Annotated in this window: 19 protein-coding genes; 4 read left to right on the top strand and 15 right to left on the bottom strand. The window is 41.7% G+C overall.

The window, feature by feature from the left end:
• Positions 1-5: 5 nt before the first annotated feature.
• The 5 genes from MHB37_RS14095 to MHB37_RS14075 form a co-directional block, all read right to left on the bottom strand.
• Complete coding sequence (locus MHB37_RS14095; protein WP_076144064.1) at positions 6-1,010, bottom strand: iron ABC transporter permease; 1,005 nt, start codon at positions 1,008-1,010, stop codon at positions 6-8.
• Positions 1,011-1,035: 25 nt separating this feature from the next.
• Positions 1,036-2,043: a FecCD family ABC transporter permease gene (locus tag MHB37_RS14090; RefSeq protein ID WP_370510681.1), complete on the bottom strand. Its 1,008-nt coding sequence runs from the start codon at positions 2,041-2,043 to the stop codon at positions 1,036-1,038.
• 22 nt (positions 2,044-2,065) lie between these two features.
• Positions 2,066-3,082, bottom strand: a complete 1,017-nt coding sequence (locus MHB37_RS14085) for an ABC transporter substrate-binding protein (RefSeq protein WP_076126035.1) — start codon at positions 3,080-3,082, stop codon at positions 2,066-2,068.
• 220 nt (positions 3,083-3,302) lie between these two features.
• Entirely contained in the window at positions 3,303-3,707 is a 405-nt protein-coding gene (locus MHB37_RS14080; protein WP_139329839.1) for a hypothetical protein, read from the bottom strand.
• 75 nt (positions 3,708-3,782) lie between these two features.
• Complete coding sequence (locus MHB37_RS14075) at positions 3,783-4,121, bottom strand: winged helix-turn-helix transcriptional regulator (RefSeq protein ID WP_312147821.1); 339 nt, start codon at positions 4,119-4,121, stop codon at positions 3,783-3,785.
• 165 nt (positions 4,122-4,286) lie between these two features.
• Between MHB37_RS14075 and MHB37_RS14070 the strand changes: the two genes are divergently transcribed.
• A complete protein-coding gene (locus tag MHB37_RS14070) occupies positions 4,287-5,015 on the top strand; it encodes an SDR family oxidoreductase (protein WP_076279085.1) in 729 nt (242 codons plus the stop codon).
• Between the two features lie 172 nt (positions 5,016-5,187).
• Here the strand turns inward: MHB37_RS14070 and MHB37_RS14065 are convergent, their stop codons facing one another.
• The 8 genes from MHB37_RS14065 to MHB37_RS14030 all read right to left on the bottom strand — a co-directional run bounded on the left by MHB37_RS14065 (position 5,188) and on the right by MHB37_RS14030 (position 13,899).
• Entirely contained in the window at positions 5,188-6,579 is a 1,392-nt protein-coding gene (locus MHB37_RS14065) for an alpha/beta hydrolase (protein WP_405169513.1), read from the bottom strand.
• Positions 6,580-7,091: 512 nt separating this feature from the next.
• Positions 7,092-7,814, bottom strand: coding sequence for a sensor domain-containing protein (locus tag MHB37_RS14060; RefSeq protein WP_076217792.1), 723 nt, complete (start codon positions 7,812-7,814; stop codon positions 7,092-7,094).
• A gap of 154 nt (positions 7,815-7,968) precedes the next feature.
• Entirely contained in the window at positions 7,969-9,108 is a 1,140-nt protein-coding gene (locus tag MHB37_RS14055; RefSeq protein ID WP_248548134.1) for a toxic anion resistance protein, read from the bottom strand.
• Positions 9,109-9,132: 24 nt separating this feature from the next.
• Positions 9,133-10,821, bottom strand: a complete 1,689-nt coding sequence (locus MHB37_RS14050) for a VWA domain-containing protein (RefSeq protein WP_076279088.1) — start codon at positions 10,819-10,821, stop codon at positions 9,133-9,135.
• Positions 10,822-10,837: 16 nt separating this feature from the next.
• Entirely contained in the window at positions 10,838-11,023 is a 186-nt protein-coding gene (locus MHB37_RS14045; RefSeq protein WP_405169512.1) for a hypothetical protein, read from the bottom strand.
• A complete protein-coding gene (locus MHB37_RS14040) occupies positions 11,005-11,577 on the bottom strand; it encodes a hypothetical protein (RefSeq protein ID WP_405169511.1) in 573 nt (190 codons plus the stop codon). The genes MHB37_RS14045 and MHB37_RS14040 overlap by 19 nt, the downstream gene beginning before the upstream one ends.
• 152 nt (positions 11,578-11,729) lie before the next feature.
• Positions 11,730-12,971 carry a molybdopterin-dependent oxidoreductase gene (locus tag MHB37_RS14035; protein WP_405169510.1) on the bottom strand — a complete coding sequence of 414 codons (1,242 nt, stop codon included), beginning with the start codon at positions 12,969-12,971 and terminating at the stop codon, positions 11,730-11,732.
• A gap of 49 nt (positions 12,972-13,020) precedes the next feature.
• Entirely contained in the window at positions 13,021-13,899 is an 879-nt protein-coding gene (locus MHB37_RS14030; RefSeq protein ID WP_036686616.1) for a LysR family transcriptional regulator, read from the bottom strand.
• Positions 13,900-14,014: 115 nt separating this feature from the next.
• Here MHB37_RS14030 and MHB37_RS14025 point away from each other — a divergent pair, with 115 nt between their 5' ends.
• On the top strand, positions 14,015-15,304 hold the full coding sequence (locus tag MHB37_RS14025; RefSeq protein WP_076275816.1) for an adenylosuccinate synthase: 1,290 nt from the start codon (positions 14,015-14,017) through the stop codon (positions 15,302-15,304).
• Positions 15,305-15,446: 142 nt separating this feature from the next.
• Here the strand turns inward: MHB37_RS14025 and MHB37_RS14020 are convergent, their stop codons facing one another.
• Positions 15,447-15,635, bottom strand: a complete 189-nt coding sequence (locus MHB37_RS14020) for a hypothetical protein (RefSeq protein WP_036686376.1) — start codon at positions 15,633-15,635, stop codon at positions 15,447-15,449.
• A gap of 119 nt (positions 15,636-15,754) precedes the next feature.
• Entirely contained in the window at positions 15,755-16,996 is a 1,242-nt protein-coding gene (locus MHB37_RS14015) for a stalk domain-containing protein (RefSeq protein WP_248548131.1), read from the bottom strand.
• Between the two features lie 187 nt (positions 16,997-17,183).
• On the opposite strand from MHB37_RS14015, the gene MHB37_RS14010 reads away from it, so the two are divergent.
• Positions 17,184-17,480, top strand: coding sequence for a GNAT family N-acetyltransferase (locus MHB37_RS14010; protein ID WP_370511253.1), 297 nt, complete (start codon positions 17,184-17,186; stop codon positions 17,478-17,480).
• The gene (thyX, locus tag MHB37_RS14005; protein WP_076126014.1) at positions 17,477-18,193 is read left to right on the top strand and encodes an FAD-dependent thymidylate synthase; all 717 of its coding nucleotides are present in this window, start codon (positions 17,477-17,479) and stop codon (positions 18,191-18,193) included. The genes MHB37_RS14010 and thyX overlap by 4 nt, the downstream gene beginning before the upstream one ends.
• Positions 18,194-18,244 lie beyond the last annotated feature (51 nt).

Below are 18,244 nucleotides of genomic sequence, written 5' to 3'. Positions count from 1 at the left end.
CTCCCCTACACTCTTGACTTTGCTAATAAATATAAGAAATAAGGAATTCCAATAATCGAAACGACTATACCTACGGGTAACTCTGCCGGCTGAAATATTGTTTTGGCAAAATAATCAGAGATCACCAGCAAAAACATCCCGACCACTGCACTGGACAACATAATATAGCGGTGATTAATCCCTACTAATCTTCTGGCGATATGAGGAGCCATCAAGCCTATAAAACTTATAGAACCGGATACAGATACACAAACACTTACGATCCCCACACTGCATAACAGAAAGATCAGCTTTTCTTTTTCTACAGAGATCCCTAAGCTCTTTGTACTGGAATCCTCCAATTGAAAATAATTGAGTAAATAGCTTTTTCGATACATTATAAATCCTAAAATAAGCACCCAAGGTGCGATCATAATGATATAAGTCCAGTTCGCGCTGTAAATACTTCCGACACTCCAAACCGCAGCCATCTCATAATCACTTGCATTCATTTTCAGAGAGATATACAACGACAACGCACCAAAACCACTGCTAATCGCGATCCCTGTCAAAATCAAGCGTTGCATATCGAGTGCACCATTCCGCCATGAAAAAATAAAGATAATGACAACTGCGGCAAGCCCACCTACAAAACCAAACAGCGGCATGGCTAGTATCGAGAACCAGCTTTCTTTGAAAAAAGTAACTCCCGACATCTGAAAGAAAAACATAAACGCAACGATGGCAGCTCCTGCGCCTGCATTAATCCCAAGGATACCTGGATCAGCCAGCCCGTTACGGGTAATCCCTTGAATGACAGTTCCCGCCATCCCCAGACCTATTCCTACTAATGAGGCAATAATGATCCGTGGTAACCGAAACTGAAAAATAACCAGGTCAAATTTAGCATTAGGATCTATTCGCAGCAGTGTTTTTATCACATCCATTACAGACATATCAAACACGCCATTCGTAAGATGAAAATATCCGGCCACAAGGGTTAACAGGATAAAAACTAATAGTGTAAGCATATAGCGGCTAAACTGTACTTTACTTCTATCCACGCTGCTCTCCCCCTTTAACCCGAATTAAATAAAGGAAGAAAGGGATGCCAATAAAGGCTGTTACAACACCAATTGGCGTCTCAAACGGAAAGTTAATATAACGGCTTAAGACATCGCAAAACGCTAAAAAAACAGCTCCAATCACCGCTGAGCAAGGAATGATAAAGCGATAGTCTATACCTACGATAAAACGTGTAATATGAGGAATGATTAGACCCACAAAGGCTATCTTGCCGACTAAAGCTACTGCTGTCCCGGTCAGACATATAACAGATATAATACTGACAATTTTCACCCATTTTGTTCGTTGACCCAAGCTAATCGCGGTTTCATCCCCCAGGGAAGCAACCATTACTGACTTAGAAATACTAACCGCCAAGAGCAGTCCAACGATTATAAAAGGAACTGATAATATTAGCATATCTGGATTAACGGTATGTATTTTCGAGCTATACCAGACGCTAACATTTTGTGAAACTTGAAAAAACATCGCTACTGCTGAGGCGATACTACTTAAAAAAGTACCAATTACAGTTCCAATAATGGCTAACCTGACTGGAGATAAGCCGTTTTTGACCAATGAACCAAATCCGAAAACCAAACCCGCTCCGATGGCTGAACCCACCATGGATAAAATAATCATCTGAACATTCGATAATCCCGGATAAAACACCATAGCCAACGTAATAACAAATGCCGATCCGTCATTTACTCCCATAATCGATGGTGATGCAAGATAGTTACGTGTAACCCCCTGCATTAACGCCCCTGAAACAGCCAGAGCCGCTCCAACTAATAAAGCGGCGATTACACGCGGAAATCTAGATGTCATAATAATGTTGTGGTCCACATTATTAGCATCGAAGTGTGTAATCGCCTGCCATATTGTCAATATTCCAATATCTTTAACACCATATAAGACGGATACAACCATTGCTAATACGATGAATAATGGAGAAGTTGATAGGATCAATATAACTTTCCAATTTTTTGTATTCATCTTATTCATCGCACCTTCGGTTTTACTTCAACAGGTTTTCAATTGCCGCATCCAGGAATCTTACTTTAGACCAAGCCGTTCCACCTTGTGCCAACGGATCAATTGCATTTACAAACACATGATTATTTTTGACAGCAGTTACGCTTTTGAAGATCGGATTCTTGAGCAAATCATCAAGTGCTGTTGCATTATCAGTATTCTCACTAGTCTCAAACTGCAAGAAAATATAGTCCGGATTAATATCCGCCAAAGCTTCTAATGAAAGCTCTGCTTGTGCTTCTGTAGAGGAGATCACCTCAGGAATGGCAGCACCCAGATCTTCATAAATAACCGGATTCAAATAAACGCCAGCAGGATACACACACATACTGCCCTGACGAATACGAATGACTAGAATGGATTGATCTTTCAGCTTTTCTCCAATTTCAGCCTTTGCACCCGCAGCTTTAGATTCATAATCACTAATAATTTTTTCTGCATCTGTGGTCTTACCGGATAATTGGCCTAATAAGAGCAAGTTATCTTTCCAGTTTGTTGAAATATGTGAATAAGGAATCATCGTTTGAATTTTATTAAGTGCGCCGGCCACATCTTCCCCAAACTTGGAAGACCCTAAGATAACATCTGGATCCAGTTGCAGAATCGCTTCATTACTTGGAGCAAATTTATCCCCCACTAAGGATGCGCCTGCTAGGTCAGTTGACAGATAACCTGGAATAGCATCAGCTATTGCAAGTACACCTACAGGTTTCACTCCCAGTATGGCAGCATCTTCCATAGATTCGAGACTTGCCGCTACAATATTATTAATCTTTGCAGGCACGACATAATCCTTGCCCAAGTATGTAACGGTTTGTTCAGTGGCAACAGCCTCCTGAGCCGCATTTCCTTTGTTATTTGCAGTTCCTTCTGCTGCTACTGCAGCATTATTTGTGCTTTTTTCTGAAGCTGTCTTATCCTTTTCATTGTTACCGCAAGCTGCCAAACTCAAAGCTAAAACTGCTGATACCCCAGCTAATAAATATTTTTTCTGATTCATAATCAATCTCCCCATCTATATTTTATTTATCATTCTTCAAACTAAAGTAATGATAATGAGAATCGTTATCATATTAAATCATATGAGAATAATTATCAATACTTTTCTTTGATTATATGAAATCTTGTAATTTAACAGTTGCGTTGAATGATTAGTGAACATGCAGAAGAACCCGCACCAACTGCGGGTTCTTCTGCACTATAAATATGAGTCCATTTTTTTAATCAGCGTTATAAAACTCAGATAAGTCACGGAACAACAATCCGCACGCCTCTAGTCTATTAAGTTCCTCATCCACATCAGTGATCAAATTGCTTTCTCTCTCATGGGCTGTATTGATTAGCCACGGTTGTCCCTGTTTTAGAAAACAAAGATCATCAGGCAGCCTGGTCTGTACCCACGAGTACAAGCTGGTGGAATAGGATAAAAGAATATTGACCGCTTCAGGTGAACAATCAAAAAAATAAACATCTGCATAATGCCCCATAAGCCGAGTCCCCGGCCAATAGTCATCTTTTATGACCTTTTTGAGAAAAGGTTGCAGCTGTTCAAGCAGTTCATATCCTTCTGGCTCCAACTCCATCTGATCACGCTTTACTAGAATAAATTCATCACATACTTCCATAGCTACCTGTACCAACGTCTTGTAGGTCTGACCCGTTGGTTCCTGCAAAATAGTATGAATAATAATGTACCCCCTCTACTTACTTGTATTATTCAAATATTCTTTATGCATCCTACCCCAGCCACACATGCTATCCAAAACTGTAATTAGCGATTTGCCATGTTCTGAAATACTATATTCCACCCTGAGTGGAAGCTCATGATAACTCACCCGGTCGATAAGCTGATCCTCTTCAAGCTCCCGTAATTGTTTAGCTAACGTACCTTGGGAGACATCTGGGATAATCCGTCTAAGTTCACCAAATCGTTTTGTGCCATCTATCAATAAAATAAATAAAATGAGCGGCTTCCACTTTCCACCGATCTTTTCAAGTGTTGTAAGAACCCCGGTTATTCTCGGCTCCAGCAAATCCATGCGATCCCCTCTTTCGATAGTTATATAACTGTATGTTCGAACCAGCTAGTACGAAAAATCGTACCTAGTACGAAAAAAGTGCGTACTGTGCAGGTTATATTTTATAGCTAATAATAAAAAACAGAACTTAATAAGTCCAATTAACTATGAACGGAGAAGATAAATATGTCCACTATTTCATTAAAAAACCAGCGCATCGTCATTATTGGAGGAAGCTCCGGAATAGGGCTTGCAACTGCCAAACAAGCGGTAGAACAAGGTGCAGCTGTCATAATCGCTGGGCGATCACAAGATAAATTAGAGAAAGCTCAACAGCTTCTGGGATTCGATTCTGTTGAAATTCATTCACTAGATAATCAAAATGAACAGGACTTGAAGGATTTCTTTGAAAAAATCGGCGTTTTTGACCATTTGTTCACTCCGGGAGCCTCCTATGTTAGAGGACCGATTACTTCTAGCTTGGAGATTGCACACAGTTGCTTTAATGCAAAGTTCTGGCCGCAATATAATGCTGTAAAGCATGCCATCCCTTTTATCAACCCAACAGGCTCCATTGTTCTTATGTCCGGCGCATTCAGCCAGCGTCCACTTGCAGACGGTGCCTCCTATGCAGCTTGTAACGGCGCGATTGAAAGTCTGGGAAAAGCATTAGCAGTAGAATTGGCTCCGATTCGGGTAAATGTCATCTCCCCTGGAACCATTCATACCAACTTTAATTGGGAAGGCGCAGAACAGGAAACTAGAGACAAGGCTTACGACGAATATACGAATATCAATATCCTTGGCAGGGTGGGTCATGCCGACGAAGCAGCACATACAACGATTTATTTGATGACCAATAGCTATACAACAGGAAGTACTTTATTTCCGGATGGGGGATATATTTTGCGATAAAAAACAGCTGAGTCAATAAGTTGGAAACGCTACTTATTGACTCAGCTGCTTTTAGTTGAAAGAATCAGGGAGGAATTCCCTGATTATCAGCCAGGGAATCATTTCCCCTTAGTTACGATCATAGTAAATTCAAAAAAGGAGCATAATCTCAGTTGAATTTTAATTTCTATGACTACTTCGTATTAAAGATTATACTTATGGAATCCTCCTGAATCTCCTTAATTGTATATATACCGATTTTTTCAGCAGCGCTCACTAACGCTGAGATATACTCAGGAGTTGAATTTAATTTCCGAGCAGAAAGCTTCAGGTTAATGGAGAACTCATCCCCATGCTCGTCAACATCAAGAGATTTCACATAAACTTTAAATACCTTTACATAATGCTCATAGTTAACCAAATGCTCTTCAGTAACACCTTGAAATGAAACATTTACTTTCAAGGATTCCGGCTTCAGGAAGCTCACCTTACCTGCCTTGTCTACCTGCCCTACTTCAGGATTCAACACTTGATATTCAACTCCGTCAAGGATTGTAAAATCCATCCCATTATCCATAGTGACTAGTAAATTAAGACGTATATCGATAGCTTCTGGTCCGATTAATGTCAGATAGTCACTTACTTCATGCTTGATCGTTTGTCCAGCCTCTTTCCCGGCGAACATAATCAATGGACTATGTACACGTCTATTCCATGACTTCTCTTCATGTGTACCCAAAGGGTCCATCTGAAAGAATAGATCCTTCCCTAATACAAATCCCTTTGACTTTAGTACAGTTACAAGCGGATCAATTGGCATTCCTTCGGTTACGCCCATGTCGATCCAAATCTTCAATGCAGGCTTCCCGGACTCTTTCGCCAACTCATCCAATAGACGCCCATAGCTTACCCAAGTGGCAGGGGATAAAGCCCCTATCGCTGAGAAGGTCTCCGGGTGCTGATACCCCATCCATAAAGCCTGAATAGCACCGAATGACGATCCCATTATCATCCGGTGATCCCGATCGGGAATGGTCCGGTAAGCACCATCAACATAGGGAATAACTGTATTGATAAAATATTGGGTAAATTCGGCTGCACTCGCTCCATCCGAAGGAATAGACTCATCCGGAAATGGAACATACTCCATTCCCCGTTCTGATCCATCACTTGAAGCGACTCCTATCACGATAACCTTCTCCATGGTTCCATCAGCAACGAGCTGATCAATAATCTCCTCAACTCTCCATTCTTTGCCTAAAGAGCTGGTATTTGTATTGTAAATATTCTGCCCATCGTGCATATACACAACAGGATAACGCTCACTGTCAGCTTCATACCCTGCAGGTAAATAAACAAATATTCTCCGCTCACCTATATTTTCTATGTGCACAGTACCTTTTGCCGCCCCCACATTGGTTGGGTTCTCCGATGCATTAGTAGTATTGCTTATCGTTGGATTGGGGGTTGGTGATGTAGCAACTTTTTCATTTACATTTTCGTAACTGGAACATCCCGAAAGCGCTAACAAAACTAATACTGCAAACCCCAAAAAGCTCCATCTAAATAATCCATTTGAATGCATAGAACCCCTCCTGATTTTTGTTCAAACGTTTTCACAACTCTTATTATACAGGATTTATATGGGATTATGAACATTTTTTCACAAGTTGGGGCAATGTGTAAAAGCACTCAAGTTTAATTGTATTTCATACAACTATAATCAAACAGAACGCTCGATCACTGATATAAGTGTATTTCATGCAGCTATTTTCTGAAATTACTCCCTTATAAGTAGATTCTCTAGTTTTTAGTTGTATAAAGTGCAGTTAAAGTCAGGATTATTCTTTTGGCACTCGAAATAACTGCACAAAGTACAGCTATTTCGCAGATTCCTTCAACATCCCACACCAACATCCGACACCAAAAAAATCAAAGAAGCAATCAGTCAGCTTCCACTAGCTCATCATTTGCAAAAGCAAACCTCCCCGCAGACCAAAAACACCAGACAATGATTCTTCACGAACTGAAGGATCATTGTCTGGTGTTTTATTCAGATTCAGTAAGGGTTGTTTGGAGACAACCTCTTCTTTCCAATTAGTACTGTTGTCTTTCCTCGTAGGATACGAACAGCATTCTACGTTGCACATCCATAAGCATACGAATCACCCAACTTGCTAACAAGGCAACAACAAATCCAGCTACTACATAGGAGATATATTGTTGGGATAATGTCCAGTCGATCTGGAACAAAGCAAACACACTATTCTCTAAAATGTTCAAATCCATGGTTTGCAAGAAAATCTGGTGCAGCACAGGTAGTGTAATCAGGCCCAGTGCAGCCGCTACTACAGTTACTGTTATTGAAAAGAAAATAATGCTGGATACGAATCGACCCATAATCAGCATGACGTTACGGGCAAACTTCGCTCCATGAAAACCTAACTTCATTCGTTGCAGGAAGCCCGCTCCCTCTAGCTGCATATCCGATCTGGCCTCTTCACTAGGTCTAGGAATATCTAACAATGATCTGACCAGCTCTTGCTCAAATTGTACGATGTAATCCAATCCCTTAGCTACTGCAAAAAACAAAGGAATTCCGATGAATATTGGGGTTAACGCAATGGATAACGTCAGCCCTGTCACCATAAACACGAAATATACAATCGTAAGCGGCAAAGAGATTAAGAAGTATAAAATACTCCGATATGTCTTTGGACTTGCTCCACGTTTGCGCGTTTTGGATTGGGGTTGTGATTCTGCTGGAATATGCATGGAATCAAGAGCTCCCATCGGCATAGTGTATAACTTATCATTCATTTCTATTGTCCTTCCTCTCACGTTTTTCAATTAATCTCATTATACGTGGGAAAAAGAAGGCTCAAAACAGTCTTGGGGCTGGAGTCATACCAGACTAAAGGCTAGGATTTGTTGCTCAAGGCGCATAATTAACCGGATTTATGATTTTGCTAGGCTACAGCCCCAACTTATTTCCCTTTTCCAGCCGCACAATCTGCTGTTCGCCATTATCTGCCAGCTCTCTGAACTGATTAATGGTTTCACGCATTTTGGGGAGAGCTTCCTGCTTATAAGTACTGATGGAATCGAGAGCGGATAGCACATCTGTAAATGCTTGCTTTAATGTATCTACTGAAATACTTGATTCTAACGACTGTTTATGGATTTCCGCCCCTTGGTTTTTCAACATTTTTGAGGTACCGCTGATCAGGCTATCGGTGGTTTGATTTAAAAGTTCGATCTTTTTCAAAACAATTCGTTGATTATACAGCGCACTAGCTACCGTAACCGATATTTTCAAGGCAGACACGGTAACATTTCTAGCTCTGTCCACCCCTCTGATCAGCTCTTTATTATTTCGAATAACCACTTCTATGGCCATAATTCCTTGTTGATTCACTACAAGCATCTGTTGCAAATCCATGACACGCTGCCGCAACGGAAAAAGCACTTCTTCTGTAATGAACCGAACTTTCTCCTCATCCTCATCACGCAGCTTAGCCGCTTCCAGTTGCGTCTCTATTTCCTGATCCATCAGCATGCCGAGCTGAATTTCTTTTTGTAGCTTTTTTGTAAGTTCCCGAAGTGACTGTTGCTCGAATTCCAGCGTAGTATTGTCGTTCTTCAGAACGGTCTTACCCTTGTCTAAAGAAATTATAATATCTGAAATGACAGCATCCGCCTTTTGATATTTAGCAAAATAACTACGTAATGGATTAAAGAACTTACCTAAAAAACCTGTCTTAGCAAAATCTACTGCACTGGGATCCAAATCCTTCAGTTGGAGATTAAGCTCCGTCAAACCTTTCGCTACTTGGCCGCCTTCATCCCCTGTCTTTGATAAATTTCCCACTGAAACCTGCAACAGGGAGTTTTTGTCCGAAGAGGATCTCATCGTTTCCATACCGAAGCTATCAATGGATTGCAACACCGCTTTCCGCTTATCCAGTGACTCTAAATTCAGATCCAGAATGGCGGAGACATTGTTTACTGCCAGTGCTTTCAGTTGTGATACTTCCTCAGGCTCAGGTTTGACCTGCTCTTCAATTACTGATTTCAGCTTTTCCTGACTTACGACTTCCATAGTAAACGACATAGAACCCCTCCTATAAAAAATAGCTTACATTTGAACATTGAGCAGGTTGCCAATTTTATAGACTACATCATCTGTATCTGCATTGATGTTGGCCGCTTCATTTATACTCGAAATACTCTCAAGCGCCTTGATATTCGCATTGTAGCCAATCGTGTAAATCGGGATTTTGTAGGTCTCAATAAGACCTCTGATATCATTCAAGGAATGCCCTTCATTGGTCTCTCCATCACTTAATACAAAGATCAACGGCTTCAAATCCGGATTTAGCTGTAATTCCGTTTGAAGCATATGGATGGCTACCGCGATCCCGTCAAAAGTAGCCGTCCCCCCATTTGCTTGAAGACTATCAATCGCACCAACAAACATGGACTGCTGGTTCGTGTCATATTTTCCAATCGGAAGATTGATTGTAACGTTATCAGAGTAAGAGACAAAACCAATGCTGTTATCCTTGCCCAAGTACTTCTGGCCTGTTAATAAAGATTGCTTTAAGCGGTTCAAAGGTTCCCCGTTCATACTTCCTGAGACATCTGCCACAAATACTGCGGCGATAGGTTTATTGCCATTTTTCTTCTCTTTCCACAGCTTCTGAGCTGAGGATATGAGACTGCCATCCACTGTACTAAGCTCTGATTGGTAATCATTAAGACCATTGAAACCTTTTTTCTCACCCAGCTCCTGGTATTTATCCTGTTCAACAAACTCAGCAAACTTCTTAATAATATCGAGTTTTTCCTGAGGAAGATCACCTAAAGCATAAAGCGGGCTGTCATGTCTTACACCAAAAGGAGTGAATACATACCCCCCTTTCAAATCTGTTGCATTCAAAAAGATCTGGTATTCTAAGACAAAAGCATCAAGCTTACCGGTTTTTGCAGCCTCTCGCATCTGTAAAGTGGTTGAGGCAATAAAGGGAACATTTGCTTGGAATTTCTCAAAGCCCTGCACCGCTTGCTCACCAAGTAAGTCTGAACCGCCAAACGTCCCAAGCGCTGTTACCAGAAAGTTTAAACCCGTAGAACTGGCAAAAGGGTCGGTATAGCCCATTGATAATTCATTATTTGCTATGGCATCTGTAACCGTCTTGACGTTTAAAGAACCGTATTTCTCTATTAGTTCATCATATTTCGCCTTACTGGTAACAATACCAGCTACATTACCTACAAGACGTTTAGTGATTAGCTGAGTGTTCATCCCGTTTGCTTTTACCATTTCGCCCCACAGCTCATTTGAAGGGGTAAAGGCATCTGGCACATACTTCCCAGATCTTATGTAATCTGTCGCTGTACCTGAAGCAATATTACGGATTTTCACAGAAACATGACTCCCGTTCACCTCAATATTAGAGTTGTTAAAATCTGTAGCAACTTCATTTAGCCAACCATCATTACCCGTTCCTGATTTCTCTGTAGAAGAAAATATCTCTACAAAGCTATCTGTTGTATTGTCTACGGATACAGGAAACTTTGAGATATCTGGTAGTGAATCCCCAATCGCGACAGGATCCAGATCAATCTGGCCTTTGATTTGCTCAGCAGTGGTCACGTTTATGTTCTTATATAGCTTCTCAAGCTGCTTCCCCGCATCTTCGGAAGAAATCTGGGTTTTGGTTTTTCCTATATTAGAAGTCAAGGTGATTCCAAAATACACGAGAGCAAAAACTACCACCGTAATGGTCCCTAAAACTGCTACTGTTTTTCCTTTATTAGCCATACACATCTCCCCTTCATTACTTATAGAATTTCGTCTGCTTGATCAGCTCATCGATTTCCTTCATACAAGGCATCTCTTCAACATCTGTATAATCTGTACTGTCAAGTAGCGATATTTCCAGCAGCAGCTTATCCAGCTTCAGCAGAATCTCTTCATTTGCCCCAAGATACCCTGTTACGTAGGCTAAATATTCATTGTACAAAGCTGTCTTTTTTTGCACCAGTTTATCTGAGAACTGCGAGGGTCTATGCTGGCTGAGAAAAGGGTGAACTCTGAGGCATCAAATACAGTGAGTTTATTCAGAATCCCTCGAATGTTCAGGTAAAAAAGCTTTGCTACTTCATAACTGACTGCATTAAATTTTTTGAAGCTAAGTTCAGTGGATTCGAATCTCTGACCTAAAACATCTAACAAGGTACTTCTCTTCTTTTCCATCCGGGATATCTGATCTAGAGCAAGCGCAATGTCTTTTTTCAGCACTTTGACATTTTTGTATTGAGTAAGCGCGGCTATATAATCCTCATAAGATTTCAGTGTTTTCACAGCAGGGATAGATGAAGGTTTAAACAATAAAATATAACTTCCGTAAAGAACAACAAGTAGACTAACAAACAACAATGTCACACCTAAAGCTATTTCAAATACACTGGTTCCTCCGATTTCCACCCCTAATAAACCTGGTGACAACACGATAATGTTCAGTAGTACCACACCGAGAATAAGTCCCAACAGCTTTATGGCTCTAACCCCGTTCATCACAACCACCTCCTGCATCCCAGTCACTTCTATTGTATGGAGCAATTTCTGTTATTACGTCTCTTCATTTGCTATATACTAAAAAAATAAGGAATTAATCAACAAAAAAACCTTAACAGGCAATAAGCCCATTAAGGTTAACGATCCCTATTTTATACCCACGCATCATTTGAATACCCGCGTTGCTCCCAATATCCCGTATGATCGCCTTCGATCAGCTCAATCCGGTTCAGCCACTTCACAGACTTGTATGCGAACATCTTCGGAACGATTAACCGTACAGGACCGCCGAGATCGCTAGGAATCGGCTTTCCATCATGCATTACCGCGACCAGCACATCATCCATGTCGGCTTGTTCCAATGTGAGCGTATCCGTGTATACACCATCACCCGAATAGAATTTCACAGTCTTAGCTGTGGGCTTCACACCGGCCTGACTCAAAAGATCTTTTAGCTTGATTCCTTCCCAGGTATTCTTATAGACTGACCAGCCCGTCACACAGTGAAAATCACTCACCTGAACGGTCCGGTTCAGCTTTACGAACTGTTCCCAGTTCCACTTGAAATTCTGCTCCACAAGCCCATCTATCGTAAAAGACCAATTGTTGTTCGTAAACTCTGGAATCGGAGTGACTGTGTAAACACGGAATTGTCCTTGCGCCCCTCCTCCGAGAGGGGGTGAGGATGCCGCCAGTGGCTGGGGTGCAGGCAACAACTGATTACGATCACTTTCGATCAGCTTATCAATTGTTTCGCTGCCTCCGATATTTCCAATTGAACTGCCGAGCCATTTTATAAACGATGGACCTATAGTGACCGCAAGCCCAACACCAATCGATCCGCGTATGAAAGCTCTACGTGTATAAACCGGCTGCGGGGTTTCCCGATGATTCGAAGGGCTGCCTGTCTCAATGCCACTTTTCACTATCCGCCGGCTCGGTTCTTTAAGCCATTTTACCCGAGTCAAAGAATGATAAATAATATAAGGAAGGCCTATCCAGGTCAATAAGTCATGGACGATCAGAGCAACGTTCGATACATGTGGACCCACCACGCGGAATTGCCAGAGTAGTACTCCTGAAACGAACCAGCCGAGCAGCAATGAAAGTACAACGATTACATTAAAACGTTGCCAAGGCCGCTCCTTCAGTTGTTTCCAATGTTTCCCTGCCAGCAGCAAATAATAAATAACCGGAATGATCGAAGCGACACCGACCACGATATGAAGCCCTTTGATCCATACTCTGCCTTCCCCTAAGAAGCCACGCCAGAAGCCACCTACAAGTACAAGGCCTGTGAGTGTGAGCAACACAACCAGCCAGCCATTCCAGGTATGAAGCGCCCGAAGCTTTTTCCCGTATCCCTTGCGCAGCCGAGCCAGTAAAAGATTCATTACCTTTCCTCCTCTTCACTAGGTATGCTCTAATAGCTCTTTCCTGATTCTACTCTAATAATGTTAGAAAAGACTTTGAAGCAGCTGTAAGAGGAACTCCACGCAGGGTAGCAATTCCTATGTTACGTTCTGGCAAAGGTGGGTCCAGAGGAATCTCGACAAGCTCACCTTTTTTTAATTCTTCGGTTACGTAATCACGAATAACAAAAGCAAGGCCAAAACCACGTTTCGCAAACTGAACAAGCAAATCCACACTTCCCAGTTCAAATTCAGGTGTAATTGTCAGATGATTAGAAGCTAAAAACTGATCCATATACTTTCTGGTGCTGCCACCCGCTTCTAAGCATAACAACGGATACTGCTGAATGTCAGCAAGCGGCATGGTCTTGTCCGCTAAATGACGAAAACCTTTGCCCCCTACCAGGCAATCTTGAAGCTGAGTACTTTTGCGAAAATCAATCTGTTTATCAGATGTCGGCAAGCTGACGATACCAAAATCAATTTTCCCTTCTTTTAAAAGCGTAAGTGTTTCTGGTGTCGTTCGATTCGTAATATGAATGCGGATATTGGGAAATTGTTCATGAAATTGCTCCAAAAAAGGTAACAGATAATATTTGCATAAGGTGTCACTTGCTCCGATATGAATCTCGCCGCTGTTCAGATTGTTCATATCTGCGATCGCTCTTTCGCCCATGTCTACATGATGAAAGGCTTGCTCAATAAAGCTTAGCAGTACTTTTCCTTCTGTTGTTAGATCGACCCCGCGAGAAGTGCGAAAAAATAACGGGCCGCCCATTTTTTCTTCCAATTGTTTAATCGTGTGACTTACTGCCGGTTGTGTAATATTGAGTCGTTCTGCCGCAGCAGTTAAACTCCCAGTATTCGCTACCCAATAAAAAGAGCGATACCACTCCAAATTAATGTCCATCCCCACGTCATTACTCCACCTTATAATAGATATAACTTATATCAATTTTTCTAATGATTTAACTAGCATTATACTTAGTCCTGTAGCCAAAAACAAGCTTGGGAGGCGAAAACGCGTGACCGTAATTGCAATTGTAGGAGCAAACTGGGGCGACGAAGGAAAAGGAAAAATGACGGATGTGCTAGCTGCACAATCTTCCTTTGTCGTTCGTTTTCAAGGTGGTAGTAATGCTGGGCATACCATCATAAACCAATATGGAAAATTTTCATTGCATATGCTGCCATCTGGGGTATTTTATCCTTCCGTTACAAACATTATTGGACCCGGAACAGCACTTGATACAGAAGTATTAATAAAAGAATTGAAAGCTTTAACGGATAGAGGTGTGCCAAAGCCTAGATTATTCGTATCCGAACGGGCGCAAATCGTGCTTCCAATCCATCGTTTGTTTGATGAACTAGAAGAGGAACGTCTGGGATCTCAAGGATTCGGTTCAACTAAACGGGGAATCGCACCATTTTACGCAGATAAATATGCAAAGCTAGGCATACAGGTAGCGGATTTATTTGATACCGCCCGACTTGAGAAACGTCTTGAACAATTACTCGCTTCCAAAAATATCTTACTTGAGCATTTATATAAGAAAGCGCCGATCCAAATCTCGGAATTAATGATTCAGCTGCAAGAAGAAGCTGCACAGCTAGCGCCTTATGTAGCCAATACAACAGACTTGCTGCAAGAGGCTTATGCCAAGGGAGAGACTATCTTACTTGAAGGTCAGCTTGGGGCTCTGCGTGATCCTGATCACGGTATTTATCCTTACTCCACCTCCTCTTCAACACTTGCCGGGTTTGCACCTGTCGGTGCCGGTCTTCCTGCAGCAGCTATCACGAATGTCATCGCTGTAACCAAGGCCTATTCCAGTTGTGTCGGCGCTGGACCTTTTGTTACGGAATTAGAAGGGCCCGTTGCGGATGAACTTCGTACAAGAGGTGGCGATGCCGGGGAATTCGGGGCTACGACTGGCCGTCCTAGACGTATGGGCTGGTTTGATGCTGTAGCTACTCGTTACGGTTGCCAAATGCAGGGTGCCACTGAAGTCGTGTTGACTAATCTTGACGTGCTTGGTTATTTGGATGAGATTCCAGTTTGTGTGGCTTATGAGCTTGAAAATGGAGAGATCACCGACAAGTTCCCGGCTACGAATAAACTGAACTCTGCAAAACCGATATTCACGCATTTATCTGGCTGGAACTGCGATATCTCTCAGATCACCGACTTCGAAGATCTGCCAGAACAAGCTAAGCTTTACATTGATTTTATTGAAACCTCTATTGGCACGCGTATTACTACGATTTCCGTGGGTCCTAGACGCGAACAGGTCATTAATCGGATAACGAAATAATCATATACGTACTAAATCTCTGTAGAATTTAAAAGAAGCGCCTCTCTTATTAGAGAAGCGCTTCTTTGTTTTATTCATGAGAAGGGCTGCCTCATACGTAGAAAAATCCACTTTTGAGACAGCCTCTTTTTGTGTACTCTTTTTAAATCAACACGGCATCCACTTTCGTCTGCGGAGCCTTGTCACAGCGTTTACAGACCTTAACGACTGCTCCATCCGTTTTTTTCTTGGGATAAAGCAGCTTAATACGGGTGTTCTGACAGATTGGGCAAGTGCCCCTGCCCCTTGATGGTAAATTCCAAAGTGCATGTCCACGTTTTGACTTTGCCATGAATAAACCCCTCATTTCGGCCAACAATAGTCAACACTTTAATTCTGAAAGTGCTTCTCCAAAATGATATGTCGCAAAGACAGGCTCTATGACTAAAGTAACGCAGAAGTTAGGAAGAATTAATTCGTATAAATCATGGAGACAACACCGTTCGTAAAGGTAACATAGTTATAATTACCATACTGCCAGGTCTCCACTTGAATGCCACTACCTGATAGTGTGGATTTACTTATTGGCTTACCCCAACTAAACTCCACTTGCTGCTTGGTCATCCCAGTAGCAACTATGCTCTTTTTAATCTTACTCCAAATCGCATCCGACCACTTATAGGTCTTAAATGGATCCGTTGTTAAGAAATATTCTTTATTTCCTAATGTACGGATCAACTCATCCCCCGACATTGTATAAGAGTTAAGAATTTGCCCCGTCGATAAAACCTTAAATGAAATGGCGAATTCACCTTCATAATCAGGTAGAATATCTACAATAGTGACTTTTTGGAACTTATAATCGGAGTCGAATTGATTGAGCCAATATGTTTTTCCAATGAACTTAACGAGGTTTCCTTGTTCTTCCTTCTTAAAAATCTGCGCAGTTTGTTTCGTATAGGCGAACAACTCTGCTTTGCCGAAGTAGATCTCCATCGTCTGATAATTTCCATCCCAAATTAACTCTGCTGACAGTGCAGTCTTTAAAAGCGTGGCAGGAAAAACTGTAGATCCGTCGATCTTTTGCACCTTACCACTCATTTTGACCTTCGCACCATTCACCATTGCAATATCGCTTCCGAGTTGAAGCTGTATTGGCAAATCACCTAGACGAATGCTAAAGGTTTTAGTTGCTGTATTAACTTGGACTGTTGCTCCCAACGTTTGAAAAACCGATTGAACCGGCAAATACATTGTTCCATTAACAAATGCACCTTGATCAATATCATGGTCCGCACTGATCGAAACTTTTATTGTTTTGGAATCTGATCCTGAAATGACCGTTACGTTCGTTTCTCCTACCGCTAAGGCTTTCATTGTGCCATCGGCTTGCTTTTGCAGCAAATAAGGCTTTTCAATTACGACATTTGCTTGAGCTAACGGAACGCGTTCGGAAATGCCATCGGCATCTTTAGCATAGATTTGTACCGGAACATTGTCCCCAACAGTGATTTCGGTAGCATCCATCTGAAAAATCAAATCTTCAACCTGCGGATTGCCTTCATTGTATGATGACGAAACTGAACTGGCACTCCGTAAAATACTACCTTGATCGTAATCGACGTTACGCGTATCTGCCGCCTTCACTGTATGTATTGGACCCAACATAGATACTGCTAACGCTGCAGTGATGCTCCATTTAATAGCTTTCATTTTCCTTACATCCCCCTCTAAATATATAAACCTTAATTACTGTATCACAATTCCACAATTTTACTAGAGAAAAATTTACAGAAATATTTTTTTGTATTTCTAGTGAATTTACTCCGTGATAATTACAGAGTCTTCCATTATAATCATGGATTAGGAGGTATTAACTCATGGAAATAATAGCCGACAGATTGATATTAAGAGATTATACAAGCAATGGGAGATTGGCTGGGTCTTACTGCCGGAATACTGGAAAATGGGCTATGCGACAGAAGCCGTCAAAACACTGATAGGCTACGCCTTTAGCTCTCTTAATGCCCATAGAGTCGTTGCCTATGCCAATGCAGAGAATCTTCAATCTGAAAAAGTTATGATTAGAGCAGGAATGATTAGGGATGGAATCCTCAGAGAGACTAGATTTTGCAATCAACAATGGTGTGACGAACTCATTTACTCTGCTTTGGAAAAGGAGGCTACATTAAATTGACAACAATCAAAGTTTTAAATGAAGGTTATGTAAGATTAGTAGATCATATGGGCTCAGATTTAACGGTTGCTAACGCTGCGCGTGTTTCTTATGCTAAACAATCTTTTGAGCTTAGTGATCGGGATGTCAAACTAATAAAATTCCTTGCCCGTGAAGGACATACCTCTCCTTTCCGCCATGCCATCACTCAATTTGAGGTTTATGCCCCATTAATGGTTGCGAGACAGTGGTGGAAATACGTAGTCGGTTCTGCTCATTACGAAGGTACTGGAGATAGCTTGGAAGCCTGGAACGAATCCAGCCGCAGATACATAACCGAAGAACCCGTTTTTTATCAACCTGCTGCGGGAGAATGGAGATCCAAACCAGAGAATTCCAAACAAGGCAGTGGTGACATCATTGCATGGGAGCTTGGTGAAAAATACACCCGCGAGCTTCAAGAATACACCGAGTTAGGATTATCTAAGTATGAAGCAGCTTTAGCAGATGGCATATGTGCTGAACAAGCAAGACTGTTTCTACCTGCTTATGGATTATTCGTTCGTTGGTACTGGACAGCTTCAGTTCAATCTGTAGCCCATTTTTTAAATCAAAGACTGGAGCATGACGCTCAGAAAGAAATTCAGGAGTATGCAAAAGCAATTTTATCGCTAATTGAGCCACTATTCCCTGTCTCTTTTGATCAGCTGCTGACAACCGGCTCTGTAGATTAATTTATTTCCTTATATAAAAAAGAGCCGCCAAACCCTTGGCGGCTTTTCCCT

Origin of the sequence: Paenibacillus sp. FSL H3-0286 (assembly GCF_045040705.1) — a bacterium.
Classification (GTDB): domain Bacteria; phylum Bacillota; class Bacilli; order Paenibacillales; family Paenibacillaceae; genus Paenibacillus_AQ; species Paenibacillus_AQ odorifer.
The sequence above is the reverse complement of the archived record's forward strand: the minus strand, read 5'-3'. Positions and strand labels throughout refer to the sequence as shown.

What these genes read in the sequence shown, in the direction of transcription:
- MHB37_RS14095 (WP_076144064.1), bottom strand. Translation starts at nt 1,010, where the DNA reads ATGCTTACACTATTAGTTTTTATCCTGTTAACCCTTGTGGCCGGATAT.
- MHB37_RS14090 (WP_370510681.1), bottom strand. Translation starts at nt 2,043, where the DNA reads ATGAATACAAAAAATTGGAAAGTTATATTGATCCTATCAACTTCTCCA.
- MHB37_RS14085 (WP_076126035.1), bottom strand. Translation starts at nt 3,082, where the DNA reads ATGAATCAGAAAAAATATTTATTAGCTGGGGTATCAGCAGTTTTAGCT.
- MHB37_RS14080 (WP_139329839.1), bottom strand. Translation starts at nt 3,707, where the DNA reads ATGGAAGTATGTGATGAATTTATTCTAGTAAAGCGTGATCAGATGGAG.
- MHB37_RS14075 (WP_312147821.1), bottom strand. Translation starts at nt 4,121, where the DNA reads ATGGATTTGCTGGAGCCGAGAATAACCGGGGTTCTTACAACACTTGAA.
- MHB37_RS14070 (WP_076279085.1), top strand. Translation starts at nt 4,287, where the DNA reads ATGTCCACTATTTCATTAAAAAACCAGCGCATCGTCATTATTGGAGGA.
- MHB37_RS14065 (WP_405169513.1), bottom strand. Translation starts at nt 6,579, where the DNA reads ATGCATTCAAATGGATTATTTAGATGGAGCTTTTTGGGGTTTGCAGTA.
- MHB37_RS14060 (WP_076217792.1), bottom strand. Translation starts at nt 7,814, where the DNA reads ATGAATGATAAGTTATACACTATGCCGATGGGAGCTCTTGATTCCATG.
- MHB37_RS14055 (WP_248548134.1), bottom strand. Translation starts at nt 9,108, where the DNA reads ATGTCGTTTACTATGGAAGTCGTAAGTCAGGAAAAGCTGAAATCAGTA.
- MHB37_RS14050 (WP_076279088.1), bottom strand. Translation starts at nt 10,821, where the DNA reads ATGGCTAATAAAGGAAAAACAGTAGCAGTTTTAGGGACCATTACGGTG.
- MHB37_RS14040 (WP_405169511.1), bottom strand. Translation starts at nt 11,577, where the DNA reads ATGAACGGGGTTAGAGCCATAAAGCTGTTGGGACTTATTCTCGGTGTG.
- MHB37_RS14035 (WP_405169510.1), bottom strand. Translation starts at nt 12,971, where the DNA reads ATGAATCTTTTACTGGCTCGGCTGCGCAAGGGATACGGGAAAAAGCTT.
- MHB37_RS14030 (WP_036686616.1), bottom strand. Translation starts at nt 13,899, where the DNA reads ATGGACATTAATTTGGAGTGGTATCGCTCTTTTTATTGGGTAGCGAAT.
- MHB37_RS14020 (WP_036686376.1), bottom strand. Translation starts at nt 15,635, where the DNA reads ATGGCAAAGTCAAAACGTGGACATGCACTTTGGAATTTACCATCAAGG.
- MHB37_RS14015 (WP_248548131.1), bottom strand. Translation starts at nt 16,996, where the DNA reads ATGAAAGCTATTAAATGGAGCATCACTGCAGCGTTAGCAGTATCTATG.